This is a genomic window from Superficieibacter electus (assembly GCF_002915575.1).
In the GTDB taxonomy this organism is placed as follows: Bacteria; Pseudomonadota; Gammaproteobacteria; order Enterobacterales; family Enterobacteriaceae; genus Superficieibacter; species Superficieibacter electus.
Genome location: NZ_PQGD01000003.1, coordinates 190,293 through 204,127, shown reverse-complemented (window position 1 = coordinate 204,127; position 13,835 = coordinate 190,293). Strand labels below are relative to the sequence as shown.

The 13,835-nt window shown below is 50.0% G+C and carries 12 protein-coding genes, 2 tRNA genes and 3 other RNA genes; 8 read left to right on the top strand and 9 right to left on the bottom strand.

Annotated features, from left to right (window positions below):
• The first annotated feature begins 6 nt into the window (after positions 1–6).
• Genes CHU32_RS04915 through CHU32_RS04900 form a run of 4 tightly spaced genes read left to right on the top strand, consistent with a single transcriptional unit; the run spans position 7 to position 3,819 of the window.
• Complete coding sequence (locus tag CHU32_RS04915; RefSeq protein WP_103674665.1) at positions 7–966, top strand: NAD-dependent epimerase/dehydratase family protein; 960 nt, start codon at positions 7–9, stop codon at positions 964–966.
• A complete protein-coding gene (locus CHU32_RS04910) occupies positions 966–2,093 on the top strand; it encodes a glycosyltransferase family 2 protein (protein WP_103674664.1) in 1,128 nt (375 codons plus the stop codon). The genes CHU32_RS04915 and CHU32_RS04910 overlap by 1 nt, the downstream gene beginning before the upstream one ends.
• A complete protein-coding gene (locus tag CHU32_RS04905) occupies positions 2,090–2,632 on the top strand; it encodes a hypothetical protein (RefSeq protein ID WP_103674663.1) in 543 nt (180 codons plus the stop codon). Before CHU32_RS04910 ends, CHU32_RS04905 begins: the two co-directional genes overlap by 4 nt.
• The gene (locus CHU32_RS04900; RefSeq protein ID WP_103674662.1) at positions 2,632–3,819 is read left to right on the top strand and encodes a glycosyltransferase; all 1,188 of its coding nucleotides are present in this window, start codon (positions 2,632–2,634) and stop codon (positions 3,817–3,819) included. Before CHU32_RS04905 ends, CHU32_RS04900 begins: the two co-directional genes overlap by 1 nt.
• 274 nt (positions 3,820–4,093) lie before the next feature.
• Here CHU32_RS04900 and CHU32_RS04895 read toward each other — a convergent pair.
• The 7 genes from CHU32_RS04895 to CHU32_RS04865 form a co-directional block, all read right to left on the bottom strand.
• A non-coding RNA gene (locus CHU32_RS04895) (RtT sRNA) lies at positions 4,094–4,227 on the bottom strand.
• A 39-nt stretch (positions 4,228–4,266) separates the two neighbouring features.
• A non-coding RNA gene (locus CHU32_RS04890) (RtT sRNA) lies at positions 4,267–4,400 on the bottom strand.
• 39 nt (positions 4,401–4,439) lie between these two features.
• Positions 4,440–4,573, bottom strand: a non-coding RNA gene (locus tag CHU32_RS04885) — RtT sRNA.
• Between the two features lie 39 nt (positions 4,574–4,612).
• Positions 4,613–4,697 (bottom strand) — tRNA-Tyr (locus CHU32_RS04880).
• A gap of 22 nt (positions 4,698–4,719) precedes the next feature.
• A tRNA-Tyr gene (locus CHU32_RS04875) sits at positions 4,720–4,804 on the bottom strand.
• A gap of 160 nt (positions 4,805–4,964) precedes the next feature.
• A complete protein-coding gene (gene purU, locus CHU32_RS04870; RefSeq protein ID WP_103674661.1) occupies positions 4,965–5,807 on the bottom strand; it encodes a formyltetrahydrofolate deformylase in 843 nt (280 codons plus the stop codon).
• A 49-nt stretch (positions 5,808–5,856) separates the two neighbouring features.
• A complete protein-coding gene (locus CHU32_RS04865; RefSeq protein ID WP_103674660.1) occupies positions 5,857–6,315 on the bottom strand; it encodes a YchJ family protein in 459 nt (152 codons plus the stop codon).
• 120 nt (positions 6,316–6,435) lie between these two features.
• On the opposite strand from CHU32_RS04865, the gene CHU32_RS04860 reads away from it, so the two are divergent.
• The 3 genes from CHU32_RS04860 (at position 6,436) to galU (ending at position 9,133) form a co-directional block, all read left to right on the top strand.
• Positions 6,436–6,918 (top strand): hypothetical protein, encoded by a 483-nt coding sequence (locus tag CHU32_RS04860; protein ID WP_133159224.1) that lies wholly within the window; start codon positions 6,436–6,438, stop codon positions 6,916–6,918.
• 96 nt (positions 6,919–7,014) lie between these two features.
• Entirely contained in the window at positions 7,015–8,028 is a 1,014-nt protein-coding gene (gene rssB, locus CHU32_RS04855; RefSeq protein WP_103674658.1) for a two-component system response regulator RssB, read from the top strand.
• A 196-nt stretch (positions 8,029–8,224) separates the two neighbouring features.
• Positions 8,225–9,133, top strand: a complete 909-nt coding sequence (gene galU, locus CHU32_RS04850) for a UTP--glucose-1-phosphate uridylyltransferase GalU (protein WP_103674657.1) — start codon at positions 8,225–8,227, stop codon at positions 9,131–9,133.
• Between the two features lie 138 nt (positions 9,134–9,271).
• Here the strand turns inward: galU and hns are convergent, their stop codons facing one another.
• Positions 9,272–9,685: a histone-like nucleoid-structuring protein H-NS gene (hns, locus tag CHU32_RS04845; RefSeq protein ID WP_103674656.1), complete on the bottom strand. Its 414-nt coding sequence runs from the start codon at positions 9,683–9,685 to the stop codon at positions 9,272–9,274.
• A gap of 557 nt (positions 9,686–10,242) precedes the next feature.
• Between hns and tdk the strand changes: the two genes are divergently transcribed.
• Positions 10,243–10,866, top strand: a complete 624-nt coding sequence (gene tdk, locus CHU32_RS04840; protein ID WP_103674655.1) for a thymidine kinase — start codon at positions 10,243–10,245, stop codon at positions 10,864–10,866.
• A gap of 98 nt (positions 10,867–10,964) precedes the next feature.
• Here the strand turns inward: tdk and adhE are convergent, their stop codons facing one another.
• On the bottom strand, positions 10,965–13,643 hold the full coding sequence (gene adhE, locus CHU32_RS04835; protein ID WP_103674654.1) for a bifunctional acetaldehyde-CoA/alcohol dehydrogenase: 2,679 nt from the start codon (positions 13,641–13,643) through the stop codon (positions 10,965–10,967).
• Positions 13,644–13,835 lie beyond the last annotated feature (192 nt).

Genomic DNA, 13,835 nt, shown 5'->3' with positions numbered 1-13,835 from the left:
CAGGCAGTGAACATAGTGCTGACCGGCGCGTCCGGATTTATTGGCGGCGCTTTTCTGCGGCGTTTTGCCAACGTTCCCGGCCTGTCGCTGTGCGGCGTGGGTCGACGAAGTGTGCGTGATTTACCTGCATCGGTACGCTATTACAATCTTCCTCTGGACAGGCTGGGGGAGATTAATGTTGCGCCGGATGTGGTGATTCACGCGGCGGGCAGGGCCTCTCCCTGGGGAACCGCCCGCGAATATTATTGTGATAATGTACAGACCACGGAATGGGTCATCGATTTTTGTCTGGCCCGTGGCCTGCCGCGCCTGATCTTTCTTTCCACGGCGGCGGTTTATTACCGCTTTGCTCATCAATACCACCTGACTGAAGATGCTATCGTGGGACCTGCATTCACCAGCGAATATGGTCGCAGTAAATATCTTGCTGAACAACGGGTCGGTCAGTATAGCGGTGAGAAAACGATTTTCCGTCCCTGCGGGGTGTTCGGCGCTGGCGACAAACTGTTATTTCCGCCGCTGCTGGATGCGGCGCGCAAAAAAAGGCTGATTAATTTGCACAGTGAAAGCCCGGCGCAGGCGGAGTTACTGTCCGTTGATATCCTCTGCGATTACCTGCTGCAGGCGGCAACCGCCCCTCAGGTGAGGTCCTGCTATAACATTTCGGCTGCCCATCCTGTTGCCACGCGGGATTTACTGCATGAGGTACTCAGCCGGCTTGATTTGCCGCCGCCGACCCGCACACTGTCGGCGACTGCCGCGCTGCGTTTCGCAGGTGCACTGGAATGGTGTTGGCGCAAATTACTTCTGCCGGGTGAGCCGCCAATTACCCGCTTTGGCATTGGTGTTTTCAGTTATTCAGCGGTACTTGACGTTAGCCGAATGCTGGCCGATTTCGGTGCGCCAAAGGTGGCTTTCGACGATTGTCTGAGCCAGTTTTTGCAACAATATAAGGCGCAACAGTGATGATAGCGATAGCGTTATTCTGGCTGGCGATACTGCTGTTTAAGCTCTGGTTCGCACTGAAAATGCTGTATACGCCAGCGCAATCCTCCCCGCACGACATCAGCGACGTCAGCGTGATGCAACCGATCTTAAGTGGCGATCCGGCGCTGTCTGCGGTCCTTGCCTCTAATCTGCACAATTTACCTGAAGCGCATTTCTTGTGGCTGTTGGATGACGATGACGAGCAAGGCTGGCGCGTGGCGCGAGCATTACAGCAATGTCATCCGCAATGCGATATCACATTGCTTCGTTACCCCACTGCGCCAGAAGGGTGGAATCCCAAGCTGTATAAACTGGAGCAGGCGAGGGCGCAGGTCAAAACCCGTTGGATGATGGTGCTGGATGACGATGTCACGCTGAGTGCCGCCTCGCTGCACAGCATGTTAAGCCAGCTGACGGCGCAAAATCTGGTAACCGCGCTCCCCTGGTATCGTGCGGCGGATAATCTGTCCTCACGTCTGCTGGCGCAATTTGTCAATGATAATGCGGCGCTGACCTACCTTCCGTTATTACCTTTTGCGCCGCCGCTTACGTTGAACGGCATGTGTTATATCCTCCCTCTGGCCGTGCTGGAACAGGTTGGGGGATTTGCGCCTGTGATGCGCCACTTGACCGACGATTTGGCGCTGGCAACGTTGTTGACTCGTGAAAAAGTCAATATTGTTCAGTCTGTAGCCCCCGTTCAGGTGCAAACCAGCGTCCCCGATCTCAGGCGGTATAGTCGGCAAATGCACCGCTGGTTTTTATTTGCCACCTTGCTGATGCGGGAGAAGTCGTTAGCGGTAAATCTGGCGATTTTTATTCTTCAGGGACTGCATCCACTGTTGCTCTGGGTGATGCTTATTCTGACCTGTAATGGCGGCGCTTTCGAGGTCGTTACTCTGGCTATGGTGCTGGCGATTCGTCACGCGGGGCTACGCCGGGTGCAACGGGCGGTCTCAGGGCAAATACCGTCCCATCCATTATTATCGCTGTTATCTGAACTGCTCCAGCCAGTGCATCTATGCCATGCGATATTTAAGCGGACTGTTCATTGGCGCTCACGGCGCTATCGTATCTTCAGCAACGATCGTTTTACCTCACGATGAGCTTACAAATTGCGTTCATTACTGGCAGAAGCCAGCCGGGGAAAACCGCGTTAAGTCCGCCGCAACGCGCGTTTATCAACACCTTGTCACGGGAAGGCGAGGTGGTACCGGCAAATTTTCCATGGGTCATTCAGCGCGATGTCTGGCAGGAAACGCCGCTTGTACAAGCCAGTATTAATAATGCACGAGATTATCTGGGGTCGCGTCGCCCTGCCTTTGTCCGCACGTATCAGGCTGCAGCAGTGGCGTTGCTGGAGTCGGCTGAGCATACGTTGTTGCTTTCCGGAAGTTGCGGGCTTGAGCTGTTTAATAATCTTCAGTTGCCGAACTCGCTAATGTCACGCGTCAGCCTGTTTGCCTGGGGGCCGGTTGCGCAATGCCGCCCTGACTGCCGTCATCTGTTGGTTCAGGGGCGGCAGGACTGGATTTCCCGCCTCTGGTTTCGTAAACCGGATGTGTATATCACCTGCGGGCATATGAATTATCTTACGCAGCCCGCGCTGGCCGATCTCTGTATTCGTTTTATCAGGACGTTTTAATGCAACGCTTATTCGATCTCATCCCCGCCGGGGTAACCTACATTGACCTGCTTGCCCCACCTTTTGCCGGACATCTGCATCCGGTTCTGGCAATGGGAAAAGCGTTATCGGCGCATTATCAGGTACGGATCATCAGCACCCATGGGGCAAAAAAGAGAATTGAGGCGGCCGGGCTATCTGCGCTTATCCTGCCGGGAGAATATGACCAGCCTCTGTTGGCTGTTGCGAATCCCCGTTATGCCATTAAATCCAGCCCGCTTAAGCTTTATCAGCAGTTTCGCCATGTTGTGGGACTACTGAAAAATTTTGCCGATGAACTGGAACAGATCTGGCAGCAAAACGGTAAGCCTGAGCTGGCGATTGCGGATTTTACGTTGCCGATTGCAGGCGAGGTCTGCCGTAAAGCTGATGTGCTTTGGTGGACCAGCATGCCGTCCCCCTGTGTACTGGAAAGCCCTGATGGGACGCCTGCCTACTGCGGTGGTTTAATGCCAGCGAAAACAATGCTGGGGCGCAACTGGCATTTCCTGCATCGTAAAAAAGTCAGGCTGTTTAAGCTGGCCATATTCTGGCTTTTCCGTGATGCAATCCGCCAGACCGGTATCACACGTCTTTATCGACACGATGGCAGTGAGAGTGCATATTCACCGACCCGTATCCTTGCCTTGAGCGAACGAGATTTTGAGTTTCCGCAGCGCTGGCCCGCTGCGCTGACCTTTATAGGGCCAGCACTTTATACCCCGGCGCTCGGTTATCAGGCTCCGCCTTTTAAAGTAGGGAAAAGGCATGTGCTGGTCACGCTGGGAACACATCTTGACTGGCATAAAGATGCTGTGGCTGACGCGGTACGTGTACTGGCCGGAACAATGCCGGACTGGGAATTTCATTTTACCGATGGTAACGCCGCGGGGGACGACAACCAGCAGCAGGGTAATTTCTGCCGGATACCATGGGTGGATTACGATTGCTGGCTATCTCACTACGATGTCGTGATCCACCACGGTGGCGCGGGGATTATGTGGCACTGCCTGAAACGTGATATTCCAGCGCTCGTCTACCCGGTGGATTATGACCAGTTCGATCATGCAGCAAGGCTGGCATACAGCGGAAAAGGGATCTGGTTGCGCGGTGGGTTGAAAAAGCTAGAACAGGCAGGGGCACTGCTACGTGAGGTTGTGAGGAAATAAATCTGTGATGGTGGTGGGGGAAGGATTATTCGGCGCTGAAGTTTCTGAGATTAATGATAAACCTGTGTTCGCCGTTTTGCCGGGTGGCGGCTTCGCCTTACCCGGCCTACAATCCGCTGAATATTAATAGCTTATTGGTAACTCGTAGGCCTGTGCAAGCGAAGCGCCGCCAGGCATAATTCCACGGTATACGTTTGTCAGCAGTCAGTCTCATTTTTCCCCTCAGGGACTGGCGTAAATCTGATAGCGTGAAAAAATGCGAGGATATCTGTGATGGTGGTGGGGGAAGGATTATTCGGAGCTAAAGCTCCTCACCCTTCGGGTCGTTGCCTGACGGCAACGCTTTCTCGCTATCGCTCGAATCGAACCTTAGTCGAAGCTTCTCATCCTTCCCCTCAGGGACTGGCGTAAATCTGATAACGTGAAAAAATGTGAGGGTATCTGTGATGGTGGTGGGGGAAGGATTATTCGGAGCTAAAGCTCCTCACCCTTCGGGTCGTTGCCTGACGGCAACGCTTTCTCGCTATCGCTCGAATCGAACCTTAGTCGAAGCTTCTCATCCTTCCCCTCAGGGACTGGCGTAAATCTGATAACGTGAAAAAATGTGAGGGTATCTGTGATGGTGGTGGGGGAAGGATTATTCGGAGCTAAAGCTCCTCACCCTTCGGGTCGTTGCCTGACGGCAACGCTTTCTCGCTATCGCTCGAATCGAACCTTAGTCGAAGCTTCTCATCCTTCCCCTCAGGGACTGGCGTGAATCTGATAGCGTGAAAAAATGTGAGGATATCTGTGATGGTGGTGGGGGAAGGATTCGAACCTTCGAAGTCTGTGACGGCAGATTTACAGTCTGCTCCCTTTGGCCGCTCGGGAACCCCACCAGGGGGATATATCGATTTGAAGTGGTGGTGGGGGAAGGATTCGAACCTTCGAAGTCGATGACGGCAGATTTACAGTCTGCTCCCTTTGGCCGCTCGGGAACCCCACCACGGGGTAATGCATATTTACTGGCCTGCTTCCATCTCGGGAAGCGGGGCGCATCATATCAAATGACGCGCCGCTGTAAAGCATTCCTTTGCTCAACATGAATCGTTTGCGTACTTTTCATCCGTAACGCAGCAATGCTAATCAATTCATTTTGTTAACGATTAAAGAATAATCGTGCGATTGCCGTAAACAAACACCCTTTGGGCCAGAACCTGATACAGCGCACGGCTTAATACATTTTTCTCGACGTCCCGTCCGGCACGCATCATATCTTCAGCAGTGTAAGTGTGATCAACATGAATCACATCCTGCATAATAATTGGCCCTTCATCCAGGTTGTCATTCACATAATGCGCGGTGGCACCAATAATCTTTACACCGCGCTCGTACGCCTGATGATAAGGACGTGCGCCAATAAAGGCGGGCAGGAATGAATGGTGAATATTGATGATTTTATTCGGGAAACGCGACACAAACTCCGGGGTCAACACCCGCATATACTTTGCCAGAACAACGTAATCAGGCTGATGGGCATCAATTGCGTCAGCCATTAAGCGATCGTGTTCTTCACGGGTATGGCCTTCGTGGCTGACCAGCTCAAACGGTATATCAAATCGTTCGACCAGGGAACGCAATGTTTCATGATTACCAATAACGGCGGAAATTTCTACGTCCAGGCCGCCATAATTGGCTTTCATCAGCAGGTCGCCCAGACAATGCGCCTCTTTGGTCACGAGGATAACAACACGGCGGCGACCGGCTGGATTTAACTCGCGAATTGAGCCTTCTGGCAGGGCGCTATCAAGGTCGGCCAGCAACGTGGTGTCATTAAAAATCCCCTCAAGCTCGGTGCGCATAAAAAAGCGCCCGGTGCGATGATCGACAAATTCGTTGTTCTGCACGATGTTAAGTTCGTGCTTGTAGCAAATATTGGTAATTCGCGCGATTAAACCTTTTTGATCGGGGCAGATAGTGCGCAGTACTTTACGTTGTAGTGAATGCATTGCAGGGAAAATCCTGTTGATGATGTTGTCGTGAGTTATGCTGGCCCGGCTATTGTCCACAGCACTTTTTAAATTTTTTACCTGACCCACAGGGGCAAGGGTCGTTTCGACCAAACTGTGGGTGGGTTCCGTCGATATAATACCACTTTCCCTCTACCTTTAAGAATCGGGAACGTTCGAGGATAACGCCCGGCTTACCCTTCTCGCTGAATTTGGCAATGAAACTGACGAAACCCTCTTCCGGGTTAGTGCTTTCTTGCGTCGCAAAAACGGTTAGCCCATGCCATTCGGTCTGCGCAAAGCTACGTTCGATGTCAGCGCGGAAGTTACTGGCCTGACAAGAGGGATGCCAGGTATTGATCAGATAGTCCGCGTTTTTCATCACAAAGGCGCTGTAGCGCGAGCGCATAAGATGTGATGGATCTGGCGCAACTTTCTCGCCGGACACAAATTGCTGGCAACATAGGCTATACTCGACAGCGCTGCCACAGGGACAGAGTTTTAACAAAATTGTCACCTTGTTTAAATAATAACGGCGTGAGTGCGCCAGGTTGCATTATGTTAACTGAGGGATGCCAATGATGCACGCGACACGCAGAGGAGAAGTTTACCGGCCATAATGAAAATAATGACAACGGAGATAGCGTATTACCATGACGTTATCCAGGGTTTTTCACCGTTCACGATGCTAAAAGCCCGGCAAAAATCACAGACTCAACATTATATTGGCGCAAACTTCTTACTTTGTTGTCTGGTAGAGGCTGTTGTTGGTAAACCTGTTATTTCCATGTTCAGGGTAAGGTTGTTATCTCTTCCTACGATTGTCAGGCCCTCTCACGTATTTTTCTCCTCCATTTTTCGGATATCTGATAAAGATACCGGCTTTCTGTCGCAACCTAATGCCGCCCGTGGCAGACTGTATAGCTGCACCGGGCGTGGGAGAAAAGTTGTTAGCAACCATAAGCAAAAGGTTGATATTTTGTTACAACTTTTCCATCATTATATTTTTATGGGTGGATTACTCCTGCGCAGGTGGTTACGGGTTGCCATGATGTTGTCAGCCGGAGAAAAAACTCTAAATAACAAATTTGTGGTTCTTTGCAATGTTTAAGCGTGCTGTGTTTTTAAGATTACTTCAGCAAAATCTGACAAGCGATAGCGCAGATAGCATGCCAGTATTAAGTTATCGTAAGTCAGAGGAGATACCATGACGCAGCCACTGGCGGGAAAACATATTCTCATAGTTGAAGACGAGCCCGTTTTCCGTACTCTGCTGGACAGCTGGTTATTGTCACTTGGCGCAAGTACTACCCTGGCCGAGGACGGTATGGATGCCATTGAGAAAATGAATGCTCTTCAGGTTGATTTGATGATTTGCGACATTGCGATGCCGCGAATGAATGGTCTGAAATTGATCGAGCATCTGCGCAATGCGGGTGATCCGCTTCCAATACTGGTGATATCGGCGACGGAAAACATGTCGGATATCGCGCGTGCGCTTCGTCTTGGGGTGCAGGATGTGCTGCTAAAACCAGTTAATGATTTTAAACGACTTCGCGAGACCGTCTTTGCCTGTCTCTACCCGGACATGTTTAATTCTCGGGTGGAAGAAGAAGAACGTTTGTTTGAGGACTGGGACGCGCTGGTAAGTGACCCGGCGTCGGCCGCTAAACTCCTTCAGGAATTACAGCCTCCTGTACAGCAGGTGCTTTCACATTGCCGGATCAACTATCGTCAACTGGTTTCCGCCGATAAATCTGGCCTGGTGCTGGACATTGCGCCTCTTTCAGATGATGACCTGGCATTTTATTGCCTGGACGTTACCAGAGCAGGGGATAACGGCGTGCTGGCAGCATTGCTATTGCGGGCGTTGTTTAATGGATTACTGCAAGAGCAACTTTCACAGCAAAGGCAACGTCTGCCAGAGATGGGAAGTTTACTCAAGCAGGTTAATAATTTGCTGCGTCAGGCCAATTTACCCGGACAGTTCCCGCTATTTATTGGTTATTACCACAGTGGTTTAAAAAATTTAATTCTGGTCTCAGCAGGGCTTAATGCCACGTTAAATACGGGTGAACATCAGATTCAGATCAGCACCGGCGTTCCACTTGGTACGCTGGGAAATACGTATTTTAATCAAATCAGTCAACGTAGCGAGGCCTGGCAGTGTCAGATTTGGGGCGCGGGCGGGCGTTTGCGTTTAATGCTGTCTGCAGAATGAGCAAATGAATGTTGTCACGGCGATAGGTTTACCTGCCAATCTGGCGCAGTGATACTATGCTTATGTTTATGCGTAAAAATCCTAATTCGAGGTTATCGCGCCTGTTTCAGACCAGGATTGCCTTCCGGTACTGATATACTCAACGCGTTAATTTATTAATGAGAAGTTCAGATTTCGAACACTTCAGGAGAGTGCAATGGCTGCTTTAAATTCAAAAGTCAAAAAAGCCGTTATCCCGGTTGCGGGATTGGGTACGAGGATGTTGCCAGCAACCAAGGCTATCCCTAAGGAAATGTTACCACTGGTTGATAAACCTCTTATCCAATATGTGGTGAACGAATGTATTGCAGCGGGCATTACTGAGATTGTACTGGTTACCCACTCTTCCAAGAATTCGATTGAGAACCACTTCGATACCAGTTTTGAACTTGAGGCTATGCTGGAAAAGCGTGTAAAACGTCAGCTTCTGGAGGAAGTGCAATCTATTTGCCCACCTCACGTCACTATTATGCAGGTACGTCAGGGACTGGCTAAAGGGCTGGGGCATGCTGTACTTTGCGCACAACCGGTTGTTGGCGACGAGCCTGTGGCGGTCATTCTGCCGGACGTTATTCTGGATGAATTTGAATCCGATCTTTCCCAGGATAACCTGGCTGAAATGATTAAACGTTTTGATGAAACGGGTTGTAGCCAAATAATGGTTGAACCTGTCGACGATGTTACGGCTTATGGTGTGGTTGATTGCAAAGGTGTCGCTTTGCAGCCGGGCGAAAGTGTACCTATGGTGGGAGTTGTTGAGAAACCTAAAGCCAACGTTGCGCCGTCAAACCTCGCCGTGGTTGGCCGCTATGTGCTGAGCGCAGAAATTTGGGCTCTATTGGCTAAAACGCCTCCAGGTGCAGGCGATGAAATTCAGCTGACAGACGCGATTGATATGCTGATTGAGAAAGAAACTGTTGAAGCCTACCATATGAAAGGTAAAAGCCACGATTGTGGTAACAAGCTGGGCTATATGCAGGCTTTCGTCGAGTATGGTATCCGTCACAATGCCCTGGGCGAAGAATTTAAAAGCTGGCTGGAAGATACCGTTGGTATCGCGAAGTAGTCATTAATGACAAAAAAAACCGGGGCATACCCCGGTTTTTTATGCTCATCCTATGCTGAGACAGGGATATTGATAAAGAACAGGATGATATTCAGATAAAAAAAATCCCGCCGTAGCGGGATTTCAGAGAAGGTAAGATTAATTTTTAATCAGGAAATCATCCAGCTGTTTACCTTGCTCATCCATGGCTTTTTTGATTACTGCCGGAGTACGACCCTGGCCAGTCCAGGTTTTAGTTTCGCCGTTTTCATCGGTGTAGCTATATTTAGCCGGGCGCGCAGCGCGTTTTGCTTTAGTACCCGTTTTTGCTGCAGTGATGCTATTCAGTAATTCATTAGGATCAATACCATCAGCAATCAGCATTTCACGATATTGCTGCAGCTTGCGCGTACGTTCTTCAACTTCCGCAGCAGCGGCGCTATCTTCTTCACGACGCTCGTTTACAACAACTTCTAATTTTTCCAGCATCTCTTCTAAAGTCTCAAGGGTGCATTCTCTGGCCTGAGCACGAAGAGTACGGATGTTGTTCAGAATTTTAAGTGCTTCGCTCATTGTAGTAATCTCAAACTTATATTGTGGGGTGGTTTGTTAAGCTAATAATAGAGCGTTAATTTGAGATGTGCAATAGGGAGAAATGTAAGGAACTCAAAATTGTCTATTATTTTTTGCAGCGGTATTTCCTGTTAACTTAAATTTTGCTCGCTATCACGCTTTCGCTATTCATATAGTGTCCGTTAAAAACCATCGTTAACCCCTGATGAGATATGATTTTTTCCGGGAATGATCTGCAATGAATTATACGCATAAGGGATAAATATCGAACCTGTGTATTAGTAGAACGATACCCTTGCAGCCCTGAAACTTAATACACTGTTAGCGTCTGCAAGTGAAATCAACGGTGGCTATGGTTGTTAGAAGAATGTAATGACCAGAAAAAAACGGACGGCGATGAACAATTGCATCAAAATAGTGCTTAGCGTCACTATATCAGCAGTCTCACTGATGCCAGCAAAGCGCGTTTTGCGTATACGGCAGTCACAGAGTTGAAGCCGAAAATATGCTACACTCGCCACCGCTATTATTACACTTTGATTGGGGTTATGCGGCCAATGGCACAACTATATTTCTACTATTCAGCAATGAATGCAGGGAAATCCACCGCTTTGTTACAGTCTTCATACAATTACCAGGAACGGGGTATGCGGGCTGTTGTATATACTGCAGAAATTGATAACCGTTTTGGTACCGGTAAGGTGAGCTCCCGTATCGGCCTGTCGTCGCCCGCGAAACTTTTTAACCAGCAGACTTCATTGTTGGCCGAAATTCGCGCTGAGCACGCTCAGGAAGCGATCCACTGCGTGCTGGTCGATGAAAGCCAGTTCCTCACGCGCCAGCAGGTCCACGAGCTTTCTGAAGTCGTAGATACGCTGGATATTCCTGTACTGTGTTACGGTCTCAGGACGGATTTTCGTGGTGAGTTATTTGTCGGCAGTCAGTATCTGCTGGCGTGGGCAGATAAACTGGTTGAGCTAAAAACGATCTGCTTTTGCGGGCGTAAAGCCAGTATGGTACTTCGTCTCGATCAGACCGGTCGCCCTTATAACGAGGGGGAACAGGTAGTGATTGGCGGTAATGAGCGCTATATCTCGGTATGTCGTAAGCACTATAAAGAGGCGCTTCGTGTAGGTTCGTTGACCGCCATTCAGGAGCGTCATCGTCAGTCCCCGTGTTAAGGCGTGGCATAGCTGTCATCGCTCACGACAGACGACATCACAGCCATAAAAAAAGCCTCATCCAGGATGAGGCTTTTTAGTCAGTATCAGCTTAAGACTTAAGCGGTTTTTTTCGCTTTTTTGTCAGCTTTTACAGCCGGAGCTGCCACTGCTTTCTCTGCAGGGGTACCTTCGGTGTATTCACGACCGTAGTAGGTATCCATCAGAATCTGTTTCAGTTCGGAGATCAGCGGATAGCGCGGGTTAGCACCAGTACACTGGTCATCGAAAGCATCTTCAGACAGTTTATCAACGTGAGCCAGGAAGTCAGCTTCCTGTACGCCAGCTTCACGGATAGATTTAGGAATACCCAGTTCAGCTTTGATTTCTTCCAGCCATGCCAGCAGTTTAGCAATCTTCGCTGCGGTACGGTCGCCCGGCGCGCTCAGACCCAGGTGGTCTGCAATTTCAGCGTAACGACGACGAGCCTGCGGACGGTCGTACTGGCTAAAAGCTGTCTGCTTGGTCGGGTTGTCGTTCGCGTTGTAGCGAATCACGTTGCTAATCAGCAGGGCGTTAGCCAGGCCGTGCGGAATGTGGAACTGTGAACCCAGTTTGTGTGCCATGGAGTGACATACACCGAGGAAGGCGTTCGCAAACGCGATACCGGCGATGGTCGCTGCACTGTGAACGCGTTCACGGGCAACCGGGTTTTTAGAACCTTCATGGTAAGACGCCGGCAGGTTTTCTTTCAGCAGTTTCAGTGCCTGCAGAGCCTGGCCGTCAGAGAACTCAGACGCCAGAACAGAGACATACGCTTCCAGAGCATGCGTCACGGCATCCAGACCACCGAAAGCACACAGTGATTTCGGCATATCCATCACGAGGTTTGCATCGACTACCGCCATATCCGGCGTCAGCGCGTAGTCTGCCAGCGGATATTTCTGACCGGTTGCATCGTCGGTAACAACCGCGAACGGCGTTACTTCGGAACCCGTACCGGAGGTGGTAGTAACGGCGATCATTTTCGCTTTCACACCCATTTTCGGGAACTTGTAGATACGTTTACGGATATCCATAAAGCGCAGCGCCAGTTCTTCAAAGTGAGTTTCCGGATGTTCGTACATTACCCACATGATTTTCGCGGCGTCCATCGGGGAACCACCACCCAGCGCGATGATCACGTCTGGTTTGAAGGAGTTCGCCAGTTCAGCACCTTTACGGACTACGGTCAGTGTCGGATCGGCTTCTACTTCGAAGAAGACTTCAGTTTCTACGCCCGCGGCTTTCAGTACGGAGGTGATCTGATCGGCATAACCGTTGTTGAACAGGAAGCGGTCAGTCACGATCATAGCGCGTTTGTGACCGTCAGTAATCACTTCATCCAGCGCGATAGGCAGTGAGCCACGGCGGAAGTAGACAGATTTCGGAAGTTTATGCCACAACATGTTTTCAGCTCGCTTAGCAACGGTTTTCTTGTTGATCAGGTGTTTTGGACCAACGTTTTCAGAGATGGAGTTACCACCCCATGAACCACAACCCAGCGTCAGGGAAGGTGCGAGTTTGAAGTTATACAGGTCACCGATACCACCCTGTGAAGCCGGGGTGTTAATCAGGATACGCGCGGTTTTCATTTCAGCGCCAAACTTCTGCACGCGCTCAGGCTGGTTATCCTGATCGGTGTACAGACAGGAGGTATGGCCGATACCGCCCATAGCAACCAGTTTTTCGGCTTTAACAACGGCGTCGTCGAAATCTTTCGCACGATACATTGCCAGCGTCGGAGAAAGTTTTTCGTGAGCGAAAGGCTCGCTTTCATCAACAACCGTAACTTCACCCACCAGAATTTTGGTGTTAACCGGCACGCTAAAGCCTGCCAGTTCAGCAATTTTATAAGCTGGTTGGCCAACGATACCGGCATTCAGCGCACCGTTTTTCAGGATGACGTTCTGAACCGCTTTCAGTTCACTGCCCTGAAGCATGTACGCACCGTGGCTGGCGAAACGTTCGCGAACAGCATCATAAACCGCGTCAACGACGATAACAGACTGCTCAGACGCACAGATTACGCCGTTATCGAAGGTTTTAGACATCAGAATAGAGGCGACAGCACGTTTGATGTCAGCGGTTTCATCAATAACGACTGGGGTGTTACCTGCGCCAACACCGATTGCTGGTTTACCGGAGCTGTAGGCTGCTTTAACCATGCCCGGACCACCGGTCGCAAGGATCAGGTTAATATCAGGGTGATGCATTAAAGCGTTGGACAGTTCAACGGACGGTTGATCAATCCAGCCGATCAGGTCTTTTGGTGCACCAGCAGCAATGGCAGCCTGCAGCACAATGTCAGCCGCTTTATTAGTAGCATCTTTTGCACGTGGGTGCGGAGAGAAGATAATGGCGTTACGGGTTTTCAGGCTGATCAGTGATTTGAAGATAGCGGTAGAGGTTGGGTTGGTCGTCGGAACAATACCGCAGATGATGCCGATTGGCTCAGCGATAGTGATAGTACCAAATGTGTCATCTTCAGACAGCACACCACAGGTTTTTTCATCTTTATAGGCGTTGTAGATATATTCAGAAGCAAAGTGGTTTTTAATCACTTTATCTTCGATAATACCCATACCGGATTCGGCAACGGCCATCTTAGCGAGAGGGATACGAGCATCAGCAGCGGCCAGGGCGGCAGCACGGAAGATCTTATCAACTTGCTCTTGAGTGAAACTGGCATATTCACGCTGGGCTTTTTTTACACGCTCTACGAGTGCGTTAAGTTCAGCGACATTAGTAACAGCCATAATGGTCTCCTGATAATGTTAAACTTTTTTAGTAAATCACCGGCCTGATTGGTCAGTATAGACAGACCCGACACAGCTTGCGAAAGTACTTACAAAACAATGACTTTCTTACACTTGATTTACTGATTTACTAAAACAGCTTCACTTGACGCATCATCTGGCATTTTCATGCTCCCCCGTGATGTCAGTAAG